This is a genomic window from Burkholderia pyrrocinia (genome assembly GCF_018417535.1).
GTDB classification, from domain to species: domain Bacteria; phylum Pseudomonadota; class Gammaproteobacteria; order Burkholderiales; family Burkholderiaceae; genus Burkholderia; species Burkholderia pyrrocinia_E.
Map to the genome: position 1 here is coordinate 2,105,197 of NZ_CP070978.1, position 18,948 is coordinate 2,124,144.

The following is an 18,948-nucleotide window of genomic DNA, read 5'->3' on the forward strand; positions in this document are numbered from 1 at the left end:
GGACGATCCCGGTTTGCCGGAACGCGAGCCTTTGCCTGTCGTCGCGTTCCGGCCGGCCCGGTCGGGGTATCAGGTGCGGTTCTCGCCGTTGCGGCGGAAGCGGTCGAGTGCCACGGCCGCGATGATGACGAGGCCCTTGATGATGAATTGCCAGATGTCGGACACGCCGAGAATCACGAGGCCGTTGGAAAGTACGGCGATGATCAGTGCGCCGACGAGGGTGCCCCAGATAGAGCCCACGCCACCGACGAAGCTCGTTCCGCCGAGAATCACGGCAGCGATCGCGTCGAGCTCGTAGCCCTGCCCGATCTGCAGCCCGTTCGCCGCATAGAGTCGCGCGGCGGACATCACGCCGCCCAGGCCGGAAAGCAGGCCGGAGATCGCATAGACGAACAGCAGGATCAGACTGACCTTGATGCCCGACAGACGCGCGGCCGCCGGATTCCCGCCGAGCGCATAGATCCAGATGCCGAGCACCGTGCGACGCAGGATGAACCACGAAATCAGGATGACGGCCAGCGCGATGATCGCCAGTACCGGCACACCCAGCACGCTTGCGTTACCGATCCACGCGAAGCCCAGGTTCTGGTTCATCACGGTGCCGTCGTCGCCGAGCAAGCGTGCGAGCCCACGCACGGCGGTCAGCGAGCCAAGCGTGACGATGAACGCCGGCAACCGCAGATACGCGATCAGCAGACCGTTGACCACGCCGAGAAACGCACCGGTCAGCAGCCCGATCGGCAGCGCCAGCGCACCGAATGACGGACTGAGCGACGCCATCATCGCCGTCATCGCGGCGGTCGCCACGATCGAGCCGACTGACAGATCGATGCCGCCCGTCAAGATGACGAAGGTCATCCCGGCCGCGAGGACCGTATTGATCGCGGCCTGCTGTGAAACGATCGCGATGTTCTGGCCGGTGAAGAACGTGCCTTGCGTGGCGAAGTTGAATGCGACGCAGAGAATGATCAGCACGGGCAGCATGCCAATCGCGCCGATCAGCCTGCGAACCTGCACCTTGCGGGACGACATGCCGACGCCGTCGGTGAGCGTCTGGCTCGCCTTGGTAACGCCAAGGGTCGATTTATTCATGATTTGTCTCCGAAATCCATGCTTCATGCGGCATCCAGGGTTGCATCGGCGCCTGCCGCCAGGGCCATGATGCTTTCCTGCGTAATTGCTTCCTTATCGGGTCCGCCGACTTCACCGACGATCTGGCCCGCGCGCATCACAAGCGCACGATCGCAGACGCCGATGATTTCCGCGAGCTCGCTCGATATAACGACGACGCCGATACCCTGACGGGCGAGGTCGTCGATCAAGCGATAGATCTCCGATTTCGCGCCGATGTCAACGCCGCGCGTCGGCTCGTCGAGAATCAGGACCTTTGGGCCGATCTGCAGCCAGCGTGACAGCAGTACCTTCTGCTGGTTGCCGCCCGAGAGGCTACCTACATTCACCAGCGGGCTTGCCGCCCGCACGCGCAACTGCTGGAACGCCGACTTCGCACGGCTGCGGCCTTTCGCGAGATCGAGCAGACCGCCGAATCGCGAATCCGGCGCGATCACGCCGACGTTGATATTTTCGGCGCAGGACATGTCGAGGAAGAGACCAAGCGCCTTGCGGTCCTCGGTCAGATATGCGAGCCCGTGCCGGATCGCGTCTGCCGGCTGCCGGATGTCCAGTGCCTGGCCGTCGATGAAGACGCTTCCGCTCGTCTTGTCGTCGGCTCCGTAGATCAGACGGGCAAGTTCGGTGCGGCCGGAGCCGACCAGCCCGGCGATGCCCAGCACCTCGCCACGATGAACCTGGAAACTGCAAGGTTTGATCTTGTCGCCGTCCGAAATGTCCTTCGCCTCGAAGATCACAGGGCCGCGGCTGCCGCCGGCGTCGTGCTCCTTCATATAGAACGTCGATAGATCCCGGCCGACCATCATCTTGACGATCGTCTGAGCCGACAGCTCGGCACGATCGATCGTGCCCACATAGCGGCCGTCACGCAGTACCGAAACGCGGTCGGACAGGTCGTAGACCTCTTCCATCCGGTGGCTGATGTAGATGATCGCGATGCCTTCGGAGCGCAGTTGTCGGATCAGCGCGAACAACCGTTCGCTTTCTCGCGACGAAAGCGCCGTGGTCGGCTCGTCGAGCACCAGGATCCGCGATTTCGCGTGCAGCGCGCGGCCGATTTCAACCAGTTGTTGCTCCGCGATCGAGAGCGTACCGACGATCGTTCGGGCGCTGAACGGCACGTCCAGTCGCTCCAGCACCTCGCGACAGCCGGCGTACATCGCCTGACGATTCGCCATGCCACGGGATGCGAGCTCGCGGCCGAGATAGATGTTTTCGGCAACGGTGAGATTCGGCGCGAGGCTCAGTTCCTGATAGATGATCGAGACGCCATGCTGTTTCGCCTCCAGCGGATCGGCGATGCTGACCGGCTTGCCGTCGATCAGGATCTCGCTGCCCGTATCGGCCTGATACGCACCAGAGAGGATCTTCATCAGCGTGGATTTTCCGGCGCCGTTCTCTCCCATCAGGGCAAGAACCTCGCCGCCCCATGCGCACAGCTGGACGTTGTCGAGCGCCTTGGTGCCGACGAACGTCTTGCTGACGTTCCGCATCTCGAGCAGAGGGGTTCGGTTATCCGATGGCATGATGTCTCCTTTTTGTTGGGGGGCTGCCGCGCATCGGAACGTGCATGCGCGGCACCGGTGTCAGGCGATATGCACCGCCGATTACCTGCCTCAGTTGGCAGCCCAGCCCTTGTACGAAGCGATGTTCTCCGGCGTGACCAGTTTCGGGTCGAGGAGAACGACGGGCTTTGCCGGCGGTTTGCCCGTCTTCAGAATTTCGTTGCCGACATCGACCGCCTTCATCGCCATCGCGAACGGATTCTGCGCCACCGTGCCCTTGATCAGCGACGCCGACTTCAACGACGCCTCGACTTCAGGCGAACCGTCGACGCTGACGATCGAGAAGTCCTTGCGGTTCATCTGCTTGGCCGCCAGATCGGCGCCGACTGCCGTCTGGTCACAGACGGTGAACACGCCGTCGATCTTCGGGAAACGGGTCAGCAGCGACTGCATCACGGCAAGGCCGCCCTCACGGGTCGCTTTCGCGTTCTGATTGTCGGAGAGGATTTCGAACTTGCCCTTGCTCAGCACCTCCTTGCAGCCCTTGACACGGTCCTTGATGGACGACACGGACGGCCCGTTCAGGATCACGACCTTGCCTTTTCCGCCGAGTTTGTCGGACAGATACTGGCACGCCATCTCGCCGGCCTTGATGTTGTTGGTCTGGATGGTCGCCTTCGCGCCTTCCGCGGACACGTCGACCGCCACAACCGGAATGCCGGCCGCTTCCGCACGCTTGACTGCCGGCAGAATTGCCTGCGGATCGGCAGCGACCAGCATGATGAGGTCGACCTTCGCGGCGATGAAATTATCGATCTGGGAGAACTGCTTGTTCAGGTCGTAGTCGGACGCAACCGCCGTGACCCGGACGTTCGGATTGATCTGCTTGGCACGCTCGGTGGCACCCTTGACGATCGAGGTCTGGAACGGATCGCCCAGCGTGCTGACGGTGACGCCGAGCGAGGTCAGGTCCTTCGCCGACGCCGTGCCCGCCAACAGGCTCATCGCTGCCAAACTCACTGCGATTTTCTTGAACATCATTGTCTCCATTTCTGATTTGAAAGAATCTCTGCTACGTCACGTCCGTCCGCGTGACCCGATTCAGACTACTTACGTGCCGAATTCGAAGAGTCTTGATTTGCATGACGAAGTTTTTATGGCATATCCAACGAATCCACCGTGTCCGATAGATCAGCCATCTTGACGATGTTGGCCGGCCCCTGCCGATGTTCGATCTTCGACGCGGGGCCCGGCTTGGGTCCTCAACCAGTTCGATGTCGTGCGCTCATCGAGTGAGCGCGGTCCACGCCCCGCCCTTCTCGCTGGACCGGACGGCCGCATCGATCAACGCCATCGTATCCACGCCATCGGCGATGCCCGGAATGCCATCGAGATACGACTGATAGGGCAAGTCGAGACGTCGTGCGATCAGGGCCTTCGCGAAATCCGCGTACAGGTTTGCAAATGCCAGCGCGTAACCCTCGGGGTGGCCGGCCGTGAAGCGCGTGGCCGCGGCGGCGGCCGGCGAGACGCTGCTGTACCCGCGAGCCAGTCGCTGTGCCGGCCTGCCGGGAGGCTTGAACCAGAGTACTTCCGGTTCTTCCTGAACCCAGCTGAGGCTGCCTTTCTCGCCGAAGATCCGGAACGACAGGCCGTGATCGTTGCCGGTCGCAACGTAGCTGCCCCACAGGCGGCCACGCGCGCCGCCCTCGAAGCGAGCCGTCAGGTAGGCGTTGTCGTACACTTCGCGTCCCTCGGCGAACGTCGTCATTTCGGCAGACACTTCGTCGACCTGAAGGCCGGTGACGTACGACACGATATGGTGGGCGTGGGAGCCGACCTCGCCCAGCAACACGCCCTTGCCCATCGACGACTCGCGGAACCGCCAGTGGCGATCCGGGTTTTGCGGATCGACGACGAACCCGGCACACAGCTCGCCTTCGATGCACTGAATCTTGCCTAGTGCACCCGACGCCACCAGCGCGCGCGCTTCGCGCACCATCGGATAGCCGGTATAGCAGTGCGTGAGGAGGAACAGGCGGTCGTGTTTCCGAACGAGCGCATCAAGCCGCTGTGCCTCACCGAGATCGCGGCTCAGCGGCTTTTCGCAGATGACGTCGATGCCCTTTTCCAGGAATGCGCTCGCCACCTCGAAATGCAGTTGCGGCGGCGTTGCGATGACGACGGCATCAATCCGGTCCTCGCGTGCGGCCTCACGCTCCGCCATCACGCGAAAATCGGTGTAGATCCGGTCCTCGTCGATCAATTCGGCGCGTGCGGAAGCTTTCGCCACTTCGGGATCGACCGACATCGCGCCGGCCACCACGTCGTAATACCCGTCGACCCGCATAGCGACGAGATGGGTACGCCCGATGACGGAATCCTTACCGCCTCCAACCAGGCCTACTCGCAAGCGACGGCCGAATTGAGAAAGAAGATCGATAGACATGAGTTTCACCTGCTGCACGCCTTCGACAAACGCCAAAGGCTGTTGAAATGTGCCGGCCGTGCCGAGGAGCGAACGGCCAACGTCGATGGAAGTACCTTTTCTTCAGCGCCTCGATGCAGCCGCCACGCAGCGGAGACTACTGGGCGAGATAACCGCCGTCGATCACCAGTTCGCTACCCGTCATGAAGGACGACTCGTCGCTGGCAAGGAACAGTACGACGTTCGCGACTTCCTCCGGAGTACCCATCCGCCCCATGGGCGTCTTCGCGATGATCTCGGCATTCATGTCGTCGGACTGGCTCGTGACGAGAGGTGTCCGAATCAATCCCGGATGCACCGAGTTCACGCGGATGTTTTCGGGCGCATACGTGACGGCCGCGTTCTTGGTCATGTTGCGCACGCCGCCTTTTGCTGCGGCGTAGGCCGCGGCGCCGGCGACACCGACGATGCCCCACATCGACGAGAAGTTGATGATCGAACCCTTGCGCATCGCGCGCATCGACGGCAACACCGACTGAATACCGAGGAAGCTCCCGGTGAGATTGACAGCGAGCACGGTCTGCCAGCTCTCCAGATCGGTACCGTCCAGGGTTTCATAGCACCCGACGATGCCCGCGTTGTTGACCAGCACGTCGATGCGACCGTGCCTGGCGATCACCGATGCCACCACTCGCGACCAATCCTCGGGCGAGGACACATCCAGCTTTTCGACCTCGAAACCGTTCGACTCGCTCGCCGGCTTCACATCGGCCGCGATGACCGTCGCACCTTCGCGTGCAAAAATCTGCGCCACCGTCAGTCCGATGCCCTGTGCGGCACCGGTGATCAAAGCGACTTTTCCTTTCAGCCGGTCCAATTTCCATCTCCTTGATTGATATTTCACTACTCGTGCCATCGTCCCGCCGCCCTGTCGGAACGGCCGCCTCGTTCGGCATGCCCGCGGTCTTACCGAGGCATCGCGACGAGGATCTTGAGCTTCGCGCTCGCCTTGTCCAGCAACGCGTCGAAGCCGTCATGCTTCACGTCGGCCATACTGATTTCGGCATCAACCACTTTCTCGACGGGAAAGAGGCCACTGCGCATCATTTCGAAAATCCGCGGCCAGATCGTGATCGGATAGTTCAGCGAACCCTTGATCGTGATGTCCTTCACCGTCCAGCGGAACGGCTCGACCTCGACCTTGCCGCCCATCAGTCCAACCTGCACGATCGTTCCCTGCGGCTTTACCGCATCGACGCAGGCATTCAGCGCACGGCCGTTGCCGGAGCATTCGATCGCCGCGTCCACGCCGACCCCGTCCTCGGTCGCCTGACGAATGAACGCACCCACATCGCACTCGGCCGGGTCAAGCACGACAGCGCCGATACCGAGACCCTCAATGCGCCTGCGCCGATTGGCGTTCGGCTCGCTGACGAAGATCCGGGCGACACCGGCGGCGCGGCCCGCGAGCGCGGCCATCGCACCAATCGTGCCGCCACCTGTCACCAGCAGACTGCCGCCGGGCTGCACGCCGGAACGATCGACCGCGTGCACGCCGACCGCTGCCGGTTCGACGAGCGCGCCTTGTTGATCGGTGATGAACTCCGGCAGTCGGACCGCATTGCTCTCGTTCACGATCGCCAGCTCGGCCATTCCGCCCCACGGCCAGCTCAGGCCGATGACCGATGCCTGAGGCCCGAGGAACGGAACATTTCGTCGTCCAAAGTAGTCATCACGTGGGCCGGTCTGCGGTTGAATCGAAACGCGATCGCCGGCTACCAGCGTGCTCACGCCGTCACCGACCGACACGACACGGGCCGCGAACTCGTGGCCGAGAATCTGAGGAAGGGAAGCACTGCTGTAGGGGTTCGGCTCCGAGGAGGTCCACGTCGGGCCGTGGTCGTATTCGTGAAGATCGGAACCGCAAATTCCACAAAACGTGGGAGCAACCAGCACTTCTCCGAACCCGGGATTTCGAGGGGCATCGACGTCGTCGATTCGAAGATCATGCTTGCCGTGAAACCGGACTGCCTTCATCGAATGTCTCCTACCAAGCCTGCGAGGGCGAGATGGTTTGGCAACTGTTGTTTGTGCTGCAATGCTCAGTGGCCACAGACTATTCGAACGTGGGGTAAAGAAATATGCGCCTCCGTGAAATCATATTTCCGGTGGGCGGAAATATCCGTGACTCCATGATGGCGACCCCGGCTGTCCATCGGGATTTCCCCGAAAATCACGTCGTCATATCGACAGACGCGTTCCGGTCGCCGAAAGATTTCCTAACGAATGGCACGCCATTTGGCGGCGAGTTGACGACGCTCGGTCCACTCGATCAGGAACTCGGTGAATACCCTGATTTTTGCAGGCTGATAACGGCGGCTTTGATAGGCGAGATTGATGGTGAGGCGCGGCAATTGCCAGTCTTCGAGGATCGGCACCAGCCGGCCGGCCACGACGTCGTCGTGGATGATATAAAGCGGCTGTATCGCGATGCCCAGGCCGGCGCGTCCTGCGGCAACGATCACTTGCCCTTCGTTGGAATCCAGGACACTGGTGATCGGCACATCGCACGTTTCCTCGCCGCGCCGGAAGTGAAGAACGTACGGATCGACGGCCAGGTTGTAGACCAGCATTCGATGTTGATTCAGATCTTCCGGCCGGCCCGGGCGACCGTATTCGGTGAGATAGGCGGGCGATGCGGCCAAGATGCGATTGGTGTCGGCCAGCTTGCGGACCGTGATGCCTGAATCGCCTTCATGCTCGCGCGTGCGGATCGCGATATCGATCCCTGCCTCGATGAAGTCGGGGTAGCGGTTTGCCGCGATGACCTGGACCGATATGTTCGGATACCGGCGATTGAACTCGGTCAGAAACGGCGCGATGTGGAGCGTGGCGAACGAGACCGAACTCGTGACTCGCAGCACGCCGCTCGGTCGCAGCGTCGCCTCGCTCGCCGCGGCTTCGGCCTCGGCCATTTCGGAGAGGACGGCGACGCAACTCCGTTTGTAAGCTTGTCCCGCATCGGTCAACCACTGGCGACGCGTCGTCCTCTCGATGAGGCGCGCACCCAGACGCTCCTCGAGCGCGCTCAGCGTCCGGCTCGCCGCTGCGTTGGACATGCCGAGTTGCTCCGCAGCCTTCGACAAACTACCTAGTTCGGATGTCAATACAAATAATTCGATTTGCGACCAGCGATCCATTTTGTGCGATTAATCCACCTAGCGGAAATGTCATTTCACTATAGCGCATTTCTTTTCCGTTACGAGGCCATTACCCTGTCGTCTCATGCATAAGCGCACATTGGAGACGACAGGGATGCGCAACATCAACGAAGACACCATTACGCAGGCCGTACTTGCGTCAGTGGACAGTCGCTGCGACGCCAGGCTTCGCACGGTCATTACCAGCCTAGTGCAGCATCTTCATAGCTTCGCGCGTGACGTCAAGCTCACCGAAGCGGAATGGTTCAAGGCCATCCAGTTCCTTACCGAGGTCGGGCATATCACCGACGACAAGCGGCAGGAATTCATTCTGTTGTCCGACACCCTTGGCCTGTCCATGCTGGTGATGGCGCAGAACAACAAGAAGCCGGCCGAGTGTACGGAAGCCACCGTATTCGGCCCGTTCTACATCGAGGGTGCGCCCGAGTATGAAAATGGCGCCGACATCGCGAACGGCGCACGCGGCGAGCCGTGTTTCGTCAGCGGTCAGGTGCGCGGCCCGGACGGCACGCCGGTGGCGAACGCCCGGATCGATGTGTGGCAATCCGACGAAGACGGCTTTTACGACGTCCAGAAATCGTCCGACGATCCCGCTCAGCCCGCGCATCAGGCACGCGGCCGACTGCGCAGCGATGCGGACGGCCGCTTCCGATTCCGCTCGATCCTGGCCGAGGCCTACCCGATCCCGCATGACGGACCGGTGGGCCGGATGCTGGAGGCGCTGGGGCGGCACCCGTGGCGCCCGGCGCATCTGCATTTCATGATCAAGGCACCCGGCTACGAGACGCTGATCACCCACGTATTCCGTGACGGCGATCAGTACCTCGATTCGGACGCGGTGTTCGGGGTTCGCTCGACGCTGATCACCGACTGGATCAAGCATGACGCCGGTGTCGCGCCTGACGGCTCGATAGTTCAGGAGCCGTTTTACACGCTTGATTACGACTTCGTGCTCAACCCCGCGGAGGTTCCTGCATGATCCGGCATATCGTCATGTGGCGGCTCAGAGGTGAAACGCCCCACGAGCGCCAAGAAGCGCGGCGGCTCGTCAAGGAGAGCTTCGAGGGACTGCGGGGGCGGATCCCCGGCATGCGCAAGCTCGAGATCGGACTCGATTCGAGCGAGGTCGACTATGCATGCGATGTCGTCCTTGTCACGGAATTCGACTCCCAGACCGCTCTCGATGCATATGCAACGCACCCCGAGCACCTGCGGGTTCGAGCGCTACTGGGCGACATCAGGACGGCCCGCTTCCAGGTCGACTACAGCGTCGAGACGAACGCGTATCCCGAGCGACGCGCGTCCGCTGCCACCACCTCCTGAACCCGTGCACGAGCATATTCTCGGGCGCGTGTTCGACTACCGACACTTCAGACCCGTGGCCGAGCGGAGGAGCGTATGCATTTCACGGTCTATTGTCTTGACCACCGGGGGGCATTGCAGCAGCGCCCGGAACAATTCGACGCACACACAAGGCGTACCTGCAGCGCGTGCCAGTCAGCACGCTGATATCCGGCCCGCTGATGAACCAGGAACGCAACACGATGATCGGAAGTTTCTTTCTGTACGAGACCGACCGGATCGACGTGCTGCGGCGTTGTGTCGATGAAGACCCGTTCAACAAGGCGGGGGGAAAGTATCGAAATCCGCCCCTTCCTGAAGCGTGTCGACACATTGAGTCAGCCCGGCTGATCAACGTACGCGCCACGCGAGCCAGCCCGAGCGAAAACCCGCGACGGTGAATTTCTACCCATTGTCTTAATGCACGCGACCCCGACAGCGGTTTCGTGTGATTACTTTCCAAGTACTTTTCAAGGAACATCATGTCCGATCAGAACTCGCTGCGCTTCGTCACCCTCGTCGGCAGTCTGCGCCGCCTCTCGCTGCACGCCGCCGTTGCCGACTCTCTTCAGGAACTTGCGCCCGGCAATGTCCGGATCACCCGGTTGCCGTCGGTCGGCCTGCTTCCCCACTACGATGCTGACGTACAGGCAAAAGGCTTTCCGCAAACGGTGCTCGATCTCGGTAGCGCCATTGCCGAGGCCGACGGCGTCATCATCGTAACGCCTGAGTACAACTACTCGATTCCGGGCGCGCTCAAGAATGCGCTGGACTGGCTGTCGCGTCTTCCGACAACGCCGTTCGTGGGCAAACCCGTGGCGATCCAGTCGGCATCGCCCGGCATTTTCGGTGGTGCGCGCGTGCAATATCATCTGCGTCAGAGCCTGGTGTTCCTTGACTCGCAGGTGCTGAACAAGCCGGAAGTAATGATCGGCGGCGCCGCGAACAAGGTCGACGTCGAAGGCAAGACCATTTCGGACGCACCGACACGCGAGATCGTCTCGGCTCAGTTGAAGGCCTTTGCACTCTTTGCCGCGCAGCGCAAACTGCTGAACAAGTGATGCCGTAACGGTGGCAGGGCGAAGGCAGCACGGTTCGCCCTTCAGCTCCCCCATTCATAAAAAGGAGACGCGTTGATGAAGCTGCTGATTACAGGCGGTCATGTGATCACGATGGACCCGGTCATCGGCAATGGCCGTTTCGATATCCTGATCGAGAACGACCTGATCGTCGAAGTCGGGCCGCAGGTTCTGGCGCACGATGCGCAACGACTCGACGCCACCGGCTGCATCGTCATCCCGGGCCTCATCAACGCGCATATGCATACGTGGCAGACCGCATTGCGCGGAGTCACTGCAAACTGGACGTTACCGACGTATTTCCGAAGCGTTCATGCCGGGCTCGCAACGTTGTTCAACCCGGACGACCTGTTCATCGGCACCTTGGTCGGCGCGCTCAATCAACTGAATCTCGGAACGACGACGCTTGGCGACTGGTGTCACAACAATCCGACGCCCGAGCACACGGATCGCGCGATCGACGGGCTGCTCGAATCGGGGATCCGCGCGGTCTATTTTCATGGCTCGCCGAAGCCGGACCCCAAACCCGGTCAGAAGCACTTCAGCGAGATTCCGCATCCGCGCAGTGAAATCGAACGGCTGCTGAAGGACCGATTCACCCGGCGGGATGCGCTGGTCACGCTCGGGATGGCGATCCTCGGTCCGCACTACTCGACCTACGAAGTTTCGGAGCACGACTTCGAGCTCGCGGCGGAGTACGGGTTGATCGCCAGCATGCACTGCGCCGGACTCGAACCAAAGACACCGGATGGCTGGGAGCGCCTGGCCGAGCGCGGATTGCTCGGCCCGAGTACCAACATCGTCCACGGCAACAACCTGAGCGAGGCACAGCTTCGCATGATGATCGGCCGCGGCGTCACGTTCTCGGTCGCACCCGAGACGGAAATGACTCAAGGACACGGCCACCCGATCACGGGCCGCCTACGTGATGTCGGCGGCGCACCCTCGCTCGGCGTCGATCTCGAATCGGCGATTGCCGGCGACATGTTCACGGTCGCGCGTGTTGCGCTGGCATCGCAGCGCGCGCTGGACAATGCACAGGCCCGAACCGACAGCGGGCAACTGCCCGCTCACTCCACGATTTCCACCTCCGAGGCGCTCAGCTGGATCACGATTCGCGGTGCCGAGGCGCTCGGCCTACAGGATCGTGTCGGCTCCCTCACGCCGGGCAAGCAGGCGGATATCGTTTTGATCCGCGCCGACGGGATCAGCATGAGACCGGTGCACGATCCCGTCGCGTCCGTGCTGATGCAAGGCAGTGCGGCGAACGTCGATACCGTGCTAGTGGCCGGCGCCATCCGGAAACGGGCGGGCAAGCTTCTTTACCCCCACCTTGAACAACGTCTCGACGAACTCGATGCGTCGGGCCGGCGAATCAGCGACCGCTTCGCGGAGCTGGCTCCTGCCTGACGGGCTTCCTGCGCCGAGGCGGAGCCGGCGGAACGGATGGCGAGGCGCGTCATCTGTCAGTCCGGCCGGCGTCGCGCCTCGACTTGCTGTGCCGTGAAAAGACCCGGCACGACTTGCAGGCCGTCACGCACCGCCACACACATTCAAATTCTGCTTCCGGAGCACACCAAGTGAACACAAGTGACACAGATCTGCTGGCCGCGTACTGGACTCTCGCCGGAGACGTGGATCCGCTGCGCCCCTCCATCAGCCCTTACTCGCTGCAGGCACGGGTCGAAGCGGCATCCAGGGCCGGCTGGCGGGGCATCGGTGTGATCCACGAGGACCTAACGGCGACGATCGATCAAGTCGGCATCGACACGGTCAAGCACATCCTCGAAGACAACGGAATCCGCCATCTCGAACTCGAATTCCTCGTCGACTGGTATCGAGACGGTGCCGAGCGCGAGGTATCGGATCGTGCTCGCCGTGTAATCCTTGAGTTCGGTGCCAGACTGGGTATGAAGAACGTGAAAGTTGCGGCTAGCGTACTGGACCAGCGCTCCCCGGACTTCACGCGAATGGCCGACGAATTCGCGAAGCTGTGCCAGGAAGCCGCCGAAGTCGGATCGAACGTATCCCTCGAAGTGATGCCGTTCTCGATCGTCAGGACGCTCGAAGACGGTCTGGCCATCGTGCAGCAAGCGAATCAGCCGAACGGCGGCCTGCTGCTGGATATCTGGCACGTCGTGCGCGGCGGTATCGATTTCAGCGAGATCGCAAGGTTGCCGTCGCATTTCATCAAGGGCGTCGAACTCGACGACGCCAGCTCGACGATCGAGGGTACCCTGCTCGAAGACACGGTGTTCCGCCGCAAGCTTTGCGGTGAAGGCGATTTCGACACGCCGGGCTTCATTGAGGCGGTTCAGGACGCCGGCTTCGGAGGCGAATGGTACGGAGTCGAAATCATTTCCACCGAGCTGCGCAAGCTGCCGCTTGAAGAGATGGCAACCCGCGCGTTCGACACGACCCGGCAACAGTTTCTCGAGGTTGCCGCGCGCAAGAACAAGGCGGCCCTCACCGGTCGATGACCAACGGCGCATAACGAAAGCCAAGGATGCATCCATGTACGATTTCATTTATACGTCCCAGCCTTCAAAGGTGATATTCGGCGCGGGCTCCCTCGCTCGCGTCGAGGAAGAGGTTCAGGCACTGGGCGCGCGAAAGGCCCTGGTTCTCTGTACCCCGGAGCAGGAGGCGCAGGCCACGGAGGTTGCGCATCTGCTGGGCCCGCTGAGTGCAGGCGTCTTCCCCGAAGCAAGGATGCACGTGCCGATTGAAACCGCGAGGCGGGCGCGCGACCATGCACGCGAGGTCGGCGCCGACTGTGCCGTGGCGATCGGTGGAGGATCCACGGTCGGCCTCGGCAAGGCGATCGCGCTCGAGTCGAGCTTGCCGATCATCGCGATTCCGACTACCTATGCCGGTTCGGAGATGACGCCAATCTACGGTGTGACGGAAGACGGACTTAAACGGACCGGACGCGATGCGCGAGTCTTGCCGAAGACGGTGATCTACGATCCGATGTTGTCGTTGAACCTTCCGCTCGCCCTGTCGTTTGTCAGCGGCATCAACGCTATCGCGCACGCTGCGGAAGGACTCTATGCGCGCGACGGCAATCCCGTCATGTCGTTAATGGCCGAGGATGGAATTTGCTCGATGGCGGCAGGATTGCGTGGCCTCCAGGAGAACTCCCTGAGTCTCGCCGCACGCAGCGAGTGCCTTTATGGCGCATGGTTGTGCGGCAACGTCCTCGGACACGTGGGGATGGCGTTGCATCACAAGCTTTGTCACACTCTGGGTGGAAGTTTCAATCTCCCGCACGCGGAAACTCACGCCATCGTGCTGCCGCATGCGCTGGCCTACAACAGCGACGCTGCACCGGACGCGATGCGGCGCATTTCCCGGGCGCTCGGTAGTCAAAGTGCGGCGCTGGGTGTCTTCGAACTCGGGCGCGACCTCGGCATTCCCTCCGGATTGCGCGAGATCGGAATGCAAGAATCCGATCTCGAACGAGCGTGCGAGATCGCGCTGGCAAACCCCTACTGGAACCCACGCCCGATCGAACATGATCCGCTCCTATCCTTGCTTCACGACGCGTGGACAGGAAGCACGCCGCGTTAACGCGCAAGCGGCTCATTGCGACCGTTGTTGAGCTACGCATATACCACGGGGCGGACAGAAGCGCAGCGCGGTGATGGAATCAGTGCAGAGTGGGGGCGAGCCTCGTTATAGTACGTGCGCCAGTCTTCGATTTTGCTCTGCGCGTCTGCCAATGACAAGAACCAATGCGCATTCAGGCATTCCTGCCGGAAGCGTCCATTGAAGCTATCGACCTTGGCGTTATCAGTTGGCGTGCCCGGTCGGCTGAAATCCAGTTCAACGCCATGTTCATATGCCCAGCGATTCATTGCCTTCGAGATCAACTCGCTGCCATTGTCGACCTTGATCGTGGCAGGGTGTCCGCGCATGGCGGTGATGCGCGTCAGCGCTTCGACCACGTGTTCACCCTTCAGACTTTGGCCGACCTCGATGGCCAGGCATTCCCGTGTGTAGTTATCGACGACGGTCAGTGTCCGAAGACGCCTCCCATCGAACAGTGCATCTGCAACGAAAGCCATGCTCCAGATTTCGTTGATCGCGGTCACGATATGCTTGGGCTGTCGCAGCCGAGCCGACTTGTTACGCAGCGGCCGCTTGTGCCGTAGCGACAGGCCTTCCGCCCGATAGAGTCTGTAGACACGTTTGCAATTGTCTCGCCAGCCTTCCCGTCGCAGGACCACGTGCACGCGGCGATATCCGTAGTGCACGCGTGTGGACGTAATTTCCTTGATACGCATGAGTAGCGCCGATGAATCGCGCACGACTGACTGATACCGATACAGCGAACGAGACATGCCAAACAACGCGCAGGCCTTCGTCAAACTCGTTCGATAGCGATCACGCAATTCATCGATCAACATGCGCCGACGGGCAGGCTTCAGAGCTCTTTTGCGAGTATGTCCTGCAGCATGCCCTATTCAGGCTCAGGTCTGCCACGAGTCGCTTCAGCTTCGCGTTTTCCTCTTCGAGCTGTCGCAATCGGCGCGGCTCAGCAGGCCCCAACCCTCCGAATTTCTTCTTCCAGTTGTAGAACGTCGCCTCACTGATTCCCAGCTTGCTGGCAGACTTCTTCGACCTTCGTGCCCAGTTCCGCTTGCTTCAGTGCAAATGCGATCTGCTCTTCCGTAAACTTGCTTGTCTTCATGGCATGGCCTTCGTGTCCGCTTGGACACATCATGCCGAATATCTCTACTTTTGAACCGGACTATTTCTTGGGTCAGGGTCACCCGATATCGGCCCCCGATTGCGATCGAACGTCAGTAGCAGACGAAAATCAGCACTCGATCTGGCGCTGCATTAGATAGAATCTCATGTCGTCGCGACCGTGCATTGAAATCGGTATCGGATCGCGATTAAAGCCGAGCATTTCATAGAATTGGTATGCTGATTCGCGCGCCGTGCACCAGAGCAGAATTCCACGCTGTTCGCGGACATAGCGAATGGATAGATTGACCAGCAGGCGTCCGAATCCTAGACCACGTACCGATGGATGGACGGCCATGCCGCGAAGGCGCCAGGCTTCAGAGTTCGAAACGCCGGATTGTCCTTCTTTACACACTGTCGCCACAGCAACAATATTGTCGTTGTCACGAACGGCAAAGTGCATTGTCGTTGGGGCGAGGTCTCCGTGTAGAGCGCTCCGCTCCTCGTCTCCTGCCATCAAGATTGCGGCCCTGAGGGGATAGGTTTCTTCCGCACGGACGCCGCAGATGGTAAAGCGCACATCTTGTGAAGTCATTTAATGATCAGCTCTCGTCGTGACGCAGATTTTCTATCGGTTTTCTTTCTGCATATCCACTCGCAAAACTAGCAGTTGCCGGGCGTTACCAGTAAGGGTAATTTCCTATCAGACATCTCTTTTCCATTCATACGCTAACTGCGATCACAGATGACGTCGAAAGTCTCGACAGATGCAGAGCTTGCCTACGACGAGATCCGATCGAGGATCTTTGACGGCCGCCTTGCGCCTGGGCAGAAAGTATCCCACAGAGGCCTCTCGGACGAACTTGGCTTCGGCCAAATGCCCGTGCGCAGCGCATTGCATTTGCTTGAGTCAGAAGGGTTGGTCGTCGTGATCGAAAAGAGTGGGACCTATGTCGCATCGCCGACTACGAGCGATCTCCGCGAAATTTTTGAAATGCGGCTGGCCCTAGAGAGTACAGCAGCGTTTCTTGCAGCTAGGTCGGGAGTAACGGCAGGCCTGCGCGAGGCGGCAGAGAAAATGCAGGAGTTGGTTGACCGAGACGTCGCGGACATCATGCTCGAGCAACGTGTCGGTTGGGTGTTTCATCAAGAGTTGTTTGCCGCCGCAAGGAACGTGCGAATCTCATCGGCATATGGTCTATTGCGGGCCCAAACCTTAGCCCTAAACGAACTCCCGCGTGGCGACGCTGAAACCGTTCGGCGCGGCACGATCGAGCACCTGCATATCTTTCACGCAATCGAAGCGAACAACGGCGAGCTTGCGCGTCAGCATATGTGGAATCACATCGTTGACGGTACTCCGGCACGGATAAAACTGTTAAAGGCGCGGCATGAACACGAAAAATAAGGGGCCTTCCCTCCCGATGCAAATGCTTGGCGGACTTGTCCTAGGCGCCGCTTGCGGCGTGTTTGCTCCCGGCTTTGCCGCGAAGCTAGGCTTTTTAAGCACGATGTTCGGCCACGCGATCAAGATGGTCGTCATGCCGTTGATCTTCCTGTCGGTCACGGTCGGTGTCTTTCGTGCGGGCAGACTTCGCGAGCGGCTTGGAAAGGTCGCACTGTCCAGTATCGGCTTCTTCATTTCCATGACTGGCTTGGCTGCATCGCTCGGCCTGCTGCTCAACTTTGTATTTCGACCGGGTCTCGGTGCGAGCGTGATTCACTCTGGATCGATGCCCACAGTTCTCGCGTCCAGCATCGACTGGACGAAATTTCTCGTTGATTTGATCCCCGCAAACATCGTCGCTGCGCTCTCTGCAGGGAATTCTCTCCCAGTGCTCGTTTTCGGAGTAATTTTCGGCGCAGCATTGGCGGCTGCCCCGGAGCGTGCTGAGCCTGCGATTGCCGTTTTCGAGGCGCTGCTGTCGGGACTATTCAAGATGACCCAGTGGGTGATCGCATGGTCGCCGCTCGCGATCTTCGCCGCGATCGCGCAGCTGTTGTCAGCTAAGGGCTTTACCGGTGCGCACTCGCTTATCGAGCTTCTGGGCGTGGCATATCTCGGCATGGCGGTTCTGGCGGTTGTACTCACCACCGTCATTCGCCTCGCCGGCCAGTCGCCTCTCGCAGTTCTCAGGAAGGTGAAGGAACCACTGATCCTTGGTTTCACGACGCGTTCGTCCGAAATTACATACCCGTTGCACCTGAAGAAGTTGGTTGAATTGGGCGTTCCCTACGGCGTGGCGTCCACGATTTTGCCTCTGGCATATATTTTCAATCGCGACGGCGCGGTCCTCTACACGGCCCTTGCGGTCGGCTATCTGGCCGACGCATATCACCTTGTCTGGTCTTGGCCGCTGGCGATTACGATTTTGATTTTGACGATCATCACCATCGACGGAGCAGCCAATGTGCCCTCCGGGGCGATCGTAGCCATCACCATCGTTCTAACGTCGATAGGGTTGCCGGCCGATGCGGTGCTGCTGCTTTTGGGTGTTGATGCCTTTTTCGACATGGGGAGAACCGCCCTCAACGTCTACGGGAGCACGGCGGCAGCTGCTGTTGCTGCGAGACTTTCCGGTTCGGACAGTATCTCCGCAGAAACCGTGACTCGTCAGGCAAGCGTGTAGGTGCTTCGGAAGCTACGGGCGCCGGGCGTTTCAATGTTGCGCCCGCCCATTGCAAGGCGCTGGGGTACGTCCACTCAAGCATCCAGGCACGGCGAGGAGAACAGGATTGAATGAGCATGTGCATTTATTAACTTTCAGTTAGTAGAGCGACGTATTTTTGCAGGAGAAACATGATGATTGGTTCAGAATCCGCAGATTTTTTTATGCTGCGCTTAGGCACGCCGCATCCGCCGTGGACATTTACTGATGACAGCAACATGATTGGCATTGGCGATTGCGACGGGGTGATGAGTGCCATGTTCGAGTTGGATCGCAACCAGGTCGCACAGATTAGAGGATTGGGCCAATCGGCGGAGAGAATCAGGTGTACTTGCGACCGCGCTGGCCGGGAGCTGCACTTTTATCTCCATGGCAGGCAGGTGTCTCGAGGAGTGTGGGCCGGGGTCGCGTCGGCCGATCCTGACTATCTTCCGACTGACGCGATGATCGCAACATGGGACGTACCGAAGCCCGACGATGCCTTCACGTCTCCGGGCGTGAGTGCACACCTGGTCGCATCCGCTAGCTTAGCCTAAACTGCGATCACAGATTGTTGCGAGGGCTCGAGCCGGAAAAGCCCCGATTTTCGGGACCGATCGTTTGACATGCCCGTCTGTCTGCACGCATACGCCGTTCAATGCCTTTGGTTCTGGCACACATCAACCTCGGATCGCCAGGACCATTTTGCTGGCCCGTTCACCGGCCAGCGCTTTTTATTCATTGAGCCGATCGCATCGGTTCGCTTGCTTCACGTTCACCGATCAAGGAGAGGCGTGCTGCGCCGAAGTCCCCGTCGAGCGAAGACGTCCAGACTCAGTTGGCCTCACTCGTCGGTGAAGCGCGAAATAACATCGCGATCTGGAAAAGCGGCGATCCCGA

At 60.5% G+C, this 18,948-nt stretch carries 18 protein-coding genes and 1 pseudogene; 10 read left to right on the forward strand and 9 right to left on the reverse strand.

Annotation, left to right across the window (positions count from 1 at the left end):
• Positions 1 to 69: 69 nt before the first annotated feature.
• From JYG32_RS27590 to JYG32_RS27620, 7 genes are all read right to left on the reverse strand, one after another.
• On the reverse strand, positions 70 to 1,032 hold the full coding sequence (locus JYG32_RS27590) for an ABC transporter permease subunit (RefSeq protein ID WP_249744885.1): 963 nt from the start codon (positions 1,030 to 1,032) through the stop codon (positions 70 to 72).
• Between the two features lie 83 nt (positions 1,033 to 1,115).
• Complete coding sequence (locus JYG32_RS27595; RefSeq protein WP_174379315.1) at positions 1,116 to 2,657, reverse strand: sugar ABC transporter ATP-binding protein; 1,542 nt, start codon at positions 2,655 to 2,657, stop codon at positions 1,116 to 1,118.
• A 90-nt stretch (positions 2,658 to 2,747) separates the two neighbouring features.
• On the reverse strand, positions 2,748 to 3,674 hold the full coding sequence (locus JYG32_RS27600; protein WP_213265722.1) for an ABC transporter substrate-binding protein: 927 nt from the start codon (positions 3,672 to 3,674) through the stop codon (positions 2,748 to 2,750).
• 247 nt (positions 3,675 to 3,921) lie between these two features.
• Entirely contained in the window at positions 3,922 to 5,085 is a 1,164-nt protein-coding gene (locus JYG32_RS27605; RefSeq protein ID WP_213265723.1) for a Gfo/Idh/MocA family protein, read from the reverse strand.
• 136 nt (positions 5,086 to 5,221) lie between these two features.
• Entirely contained in the window at positions 5,222 to 5,941 is a 720-nt protein-coding gene (locus JYG32_RS27610) for an SDR family NAD(P)-dependent oxidoreductase (RefSeq protein ID WP_124825509.1), read from the reverse strand.
• Between the two features lie 89 nt (positions 5,942 to 6,030).
• The gene (locus tag JYG32_RS27615; RefSeq protein ID WP_174379311.1) at positions 6,031 to 7,101 is read right to left on the reverse strand and encodes a zinc-binding dehydrogenase; all 1,071 of its coding nucleotides are present in this window, start codon (positions 7,099 to 7,101) and stop codon (positions 6,031 to 6,033) included.
• A 242-nt stretch (positions 7,102 to 7,343) separates the two neighbouring features.
• Positions 7,344 to 8,264, reverse strand: a complete 921-nt coding sequence (locus tag JYG32_RS27620) for a LysR family transcriptional regulator (protein ID WP_174379310.1) — start codon at positions 8,262 to 8,264, stop codon at positions 7,344 to 7,346.
• Between the two features lie 115 nt (positions 8,265 to 8,379).
• Here JYG32_RS27620 and JYG32_RS27625 point away from each other — a divergent pair, with 115 nt between their 5' ends.
• The 7 genes from JYG32_RS27625 (at position 8,380) to JYG32_RS27655 (ending at position 14,278) form a co-directional block, all read left to right on the forward strand.
• Positions 8,380 to 9,264 carry an intradiol ring-cleavage dioxygenase gene (locus JYG32_RS27625; protein ID WP_213265724.1) on the forward strand — a complete coding sequence of 295 codons (885 nt, stop codon included), beginning with the start codon at positions 8,380 to 8,382 and terminating at the stop codon, positions 9,262 to 9,264.
• Positions 9,261 to 9,608, forward strand: coding sequence for a Dabb family protein (locus JYG32_RS27630; RefSeq protein WP_213265725.1), 348 nt, complete (start codon positions 9,261 to 9,263; stop codon positions 9,606 to 9,608). The genes JYG32_RS27625 and JYG32_RS27630 overlap by 4 nt, the downstream gene beginning before the upstream one ends.
• 167 nt (positions 9,609 to 9,775) lie before the next feature.
• A complete protein-coding gene (locus JYG32_RS27635) occupies positions 9,776 to 10,027 on the forward strand; it encodes a hypothetical protein (RefSeq protein WP_249744668.1) in 252 nt (83 codons plus the stop codon).
• Between the two features lie 81 nt (positions 10,028 to 10,108).
• Entirely contained in the window at positions 10,109 to 10,687 is a 579-nt protein-coding gene (locus JYG32_RS27640) for an NADPH-dependent FMN reductase (RefSeq protein ID WP_213265726.1), read from the forward strand.
• A gap of 75 nt (positions 10,688 to 10,762) precedes the next feature.
• Positions 10,763 to 12,115: an amidohydrolase family protein gene (locus JYG32_RS27645; protein WP_174379306.1), complete on the forward strand. Its 1,353-nt coding sequence runs from the start codon at positions 10,763 to 10,765 to the stop codon at positions 12,113 to 12,115.
• Between the two features lie 170 nt (positions 12,116 to 12,285).
• Positions 12,286 to 13,185 carry a sugar phosphate isomerase/epimerase family protein gene (locus tag JYG32_RS27650; RefSeq protein WP_213265727.1) on the forward strand — a complete coding sequence of 300 codons (900 nt, stop codon included), beginning with the start codon at positions 12,286 to 12,288 and terminating at the stop codon, positions 13,183 to 13,185.
• A 34-nt stretch (positions 13,186 to 13,219) separates the two neighbouring features.
• Complete coding sequence (locus JYG32_RS27655; RefSeq protein ID WP_213265728.1) at positions 13,220 to 14,278, forward strand: maleylacetate reductase; 1,059 nt, start codon at positions 13,220 to 13,222, stop codon at positions 14,276 to 14,278.
• Between the two features lie 32 nt (positions 14,279 to 14,310).
• Here the strand turns inward: JYG32_RS27655 and JYG32_RS27660 are convergent.
• Positions 14,311 to 15,401: pseudogene (locus JYG32_RS27660) on the reverse strand (IS3 family transposase).
• A gap of 129 nt (positions 15,402 to 15,530) precedes the next feature.
• A complete protein-coding gene (locus JYG32_RS27665; RefSeq protein WP_174379302.1) occupies positions 15,531 to 15,995 on the reverse strand; it encodes a GNAT family N-acetyltransferase in 465 nt (154 codons plus the stop codon).
• Positions 15,996 to 16,145: 150 nt separating this feature from the next.
• On the opposite strand from JYG32_RS27665, the gene JYG32_RS27670 reads away from it, so the two are divergent.
• The 3 genes from JYG32_RS27670 to JYG32_RS27680 all read left to right on the forward strand — a co-directional run bounded on the left by JYG32_RS27670 (position 16,146) and on the right by JYG32_RS27680 (position 18,605).
• Entirely contained in the window at positions 16,146 to 16,808 is a 663-nt protein-coding gene (locus JYG32_RS27670; RefSeq protein WP_174379301.1) for a GntR family transcriptional regulator, read from the forward strand.
• A complete protein-coding gene (locus JYG32_RS27675) occupies positions 16,792 to 18,030 on the forward strand; it encodes a dicarboxylate/amino acid:cation symporter (RefSeq protein WP_213265729.1) in 1,239 nt (412 codons plus the stop codon). Before JYG32_RS27670 ends, JYG32_RS27675 begins: the two co-directional genes overlap by 17 nt.
• A gap of 170 nt (positions 18,031 to 18,200) precedes the next feature.
• Positions 18,201 to 18,605 carry a hypothetical protein gene (locus JYG32_RS27680; protein ID WP_213265730.1) on the forward strand — a complete coding sequence of 135 codons (405 nt, stop codon included), beginning with the start codon at positions 18,201 to 18,203 and terminating at the stop codon, positions 18,603 to 18,605.
• Positions 18,606 to 18,948: the final 343 nt, after the last annotated feature.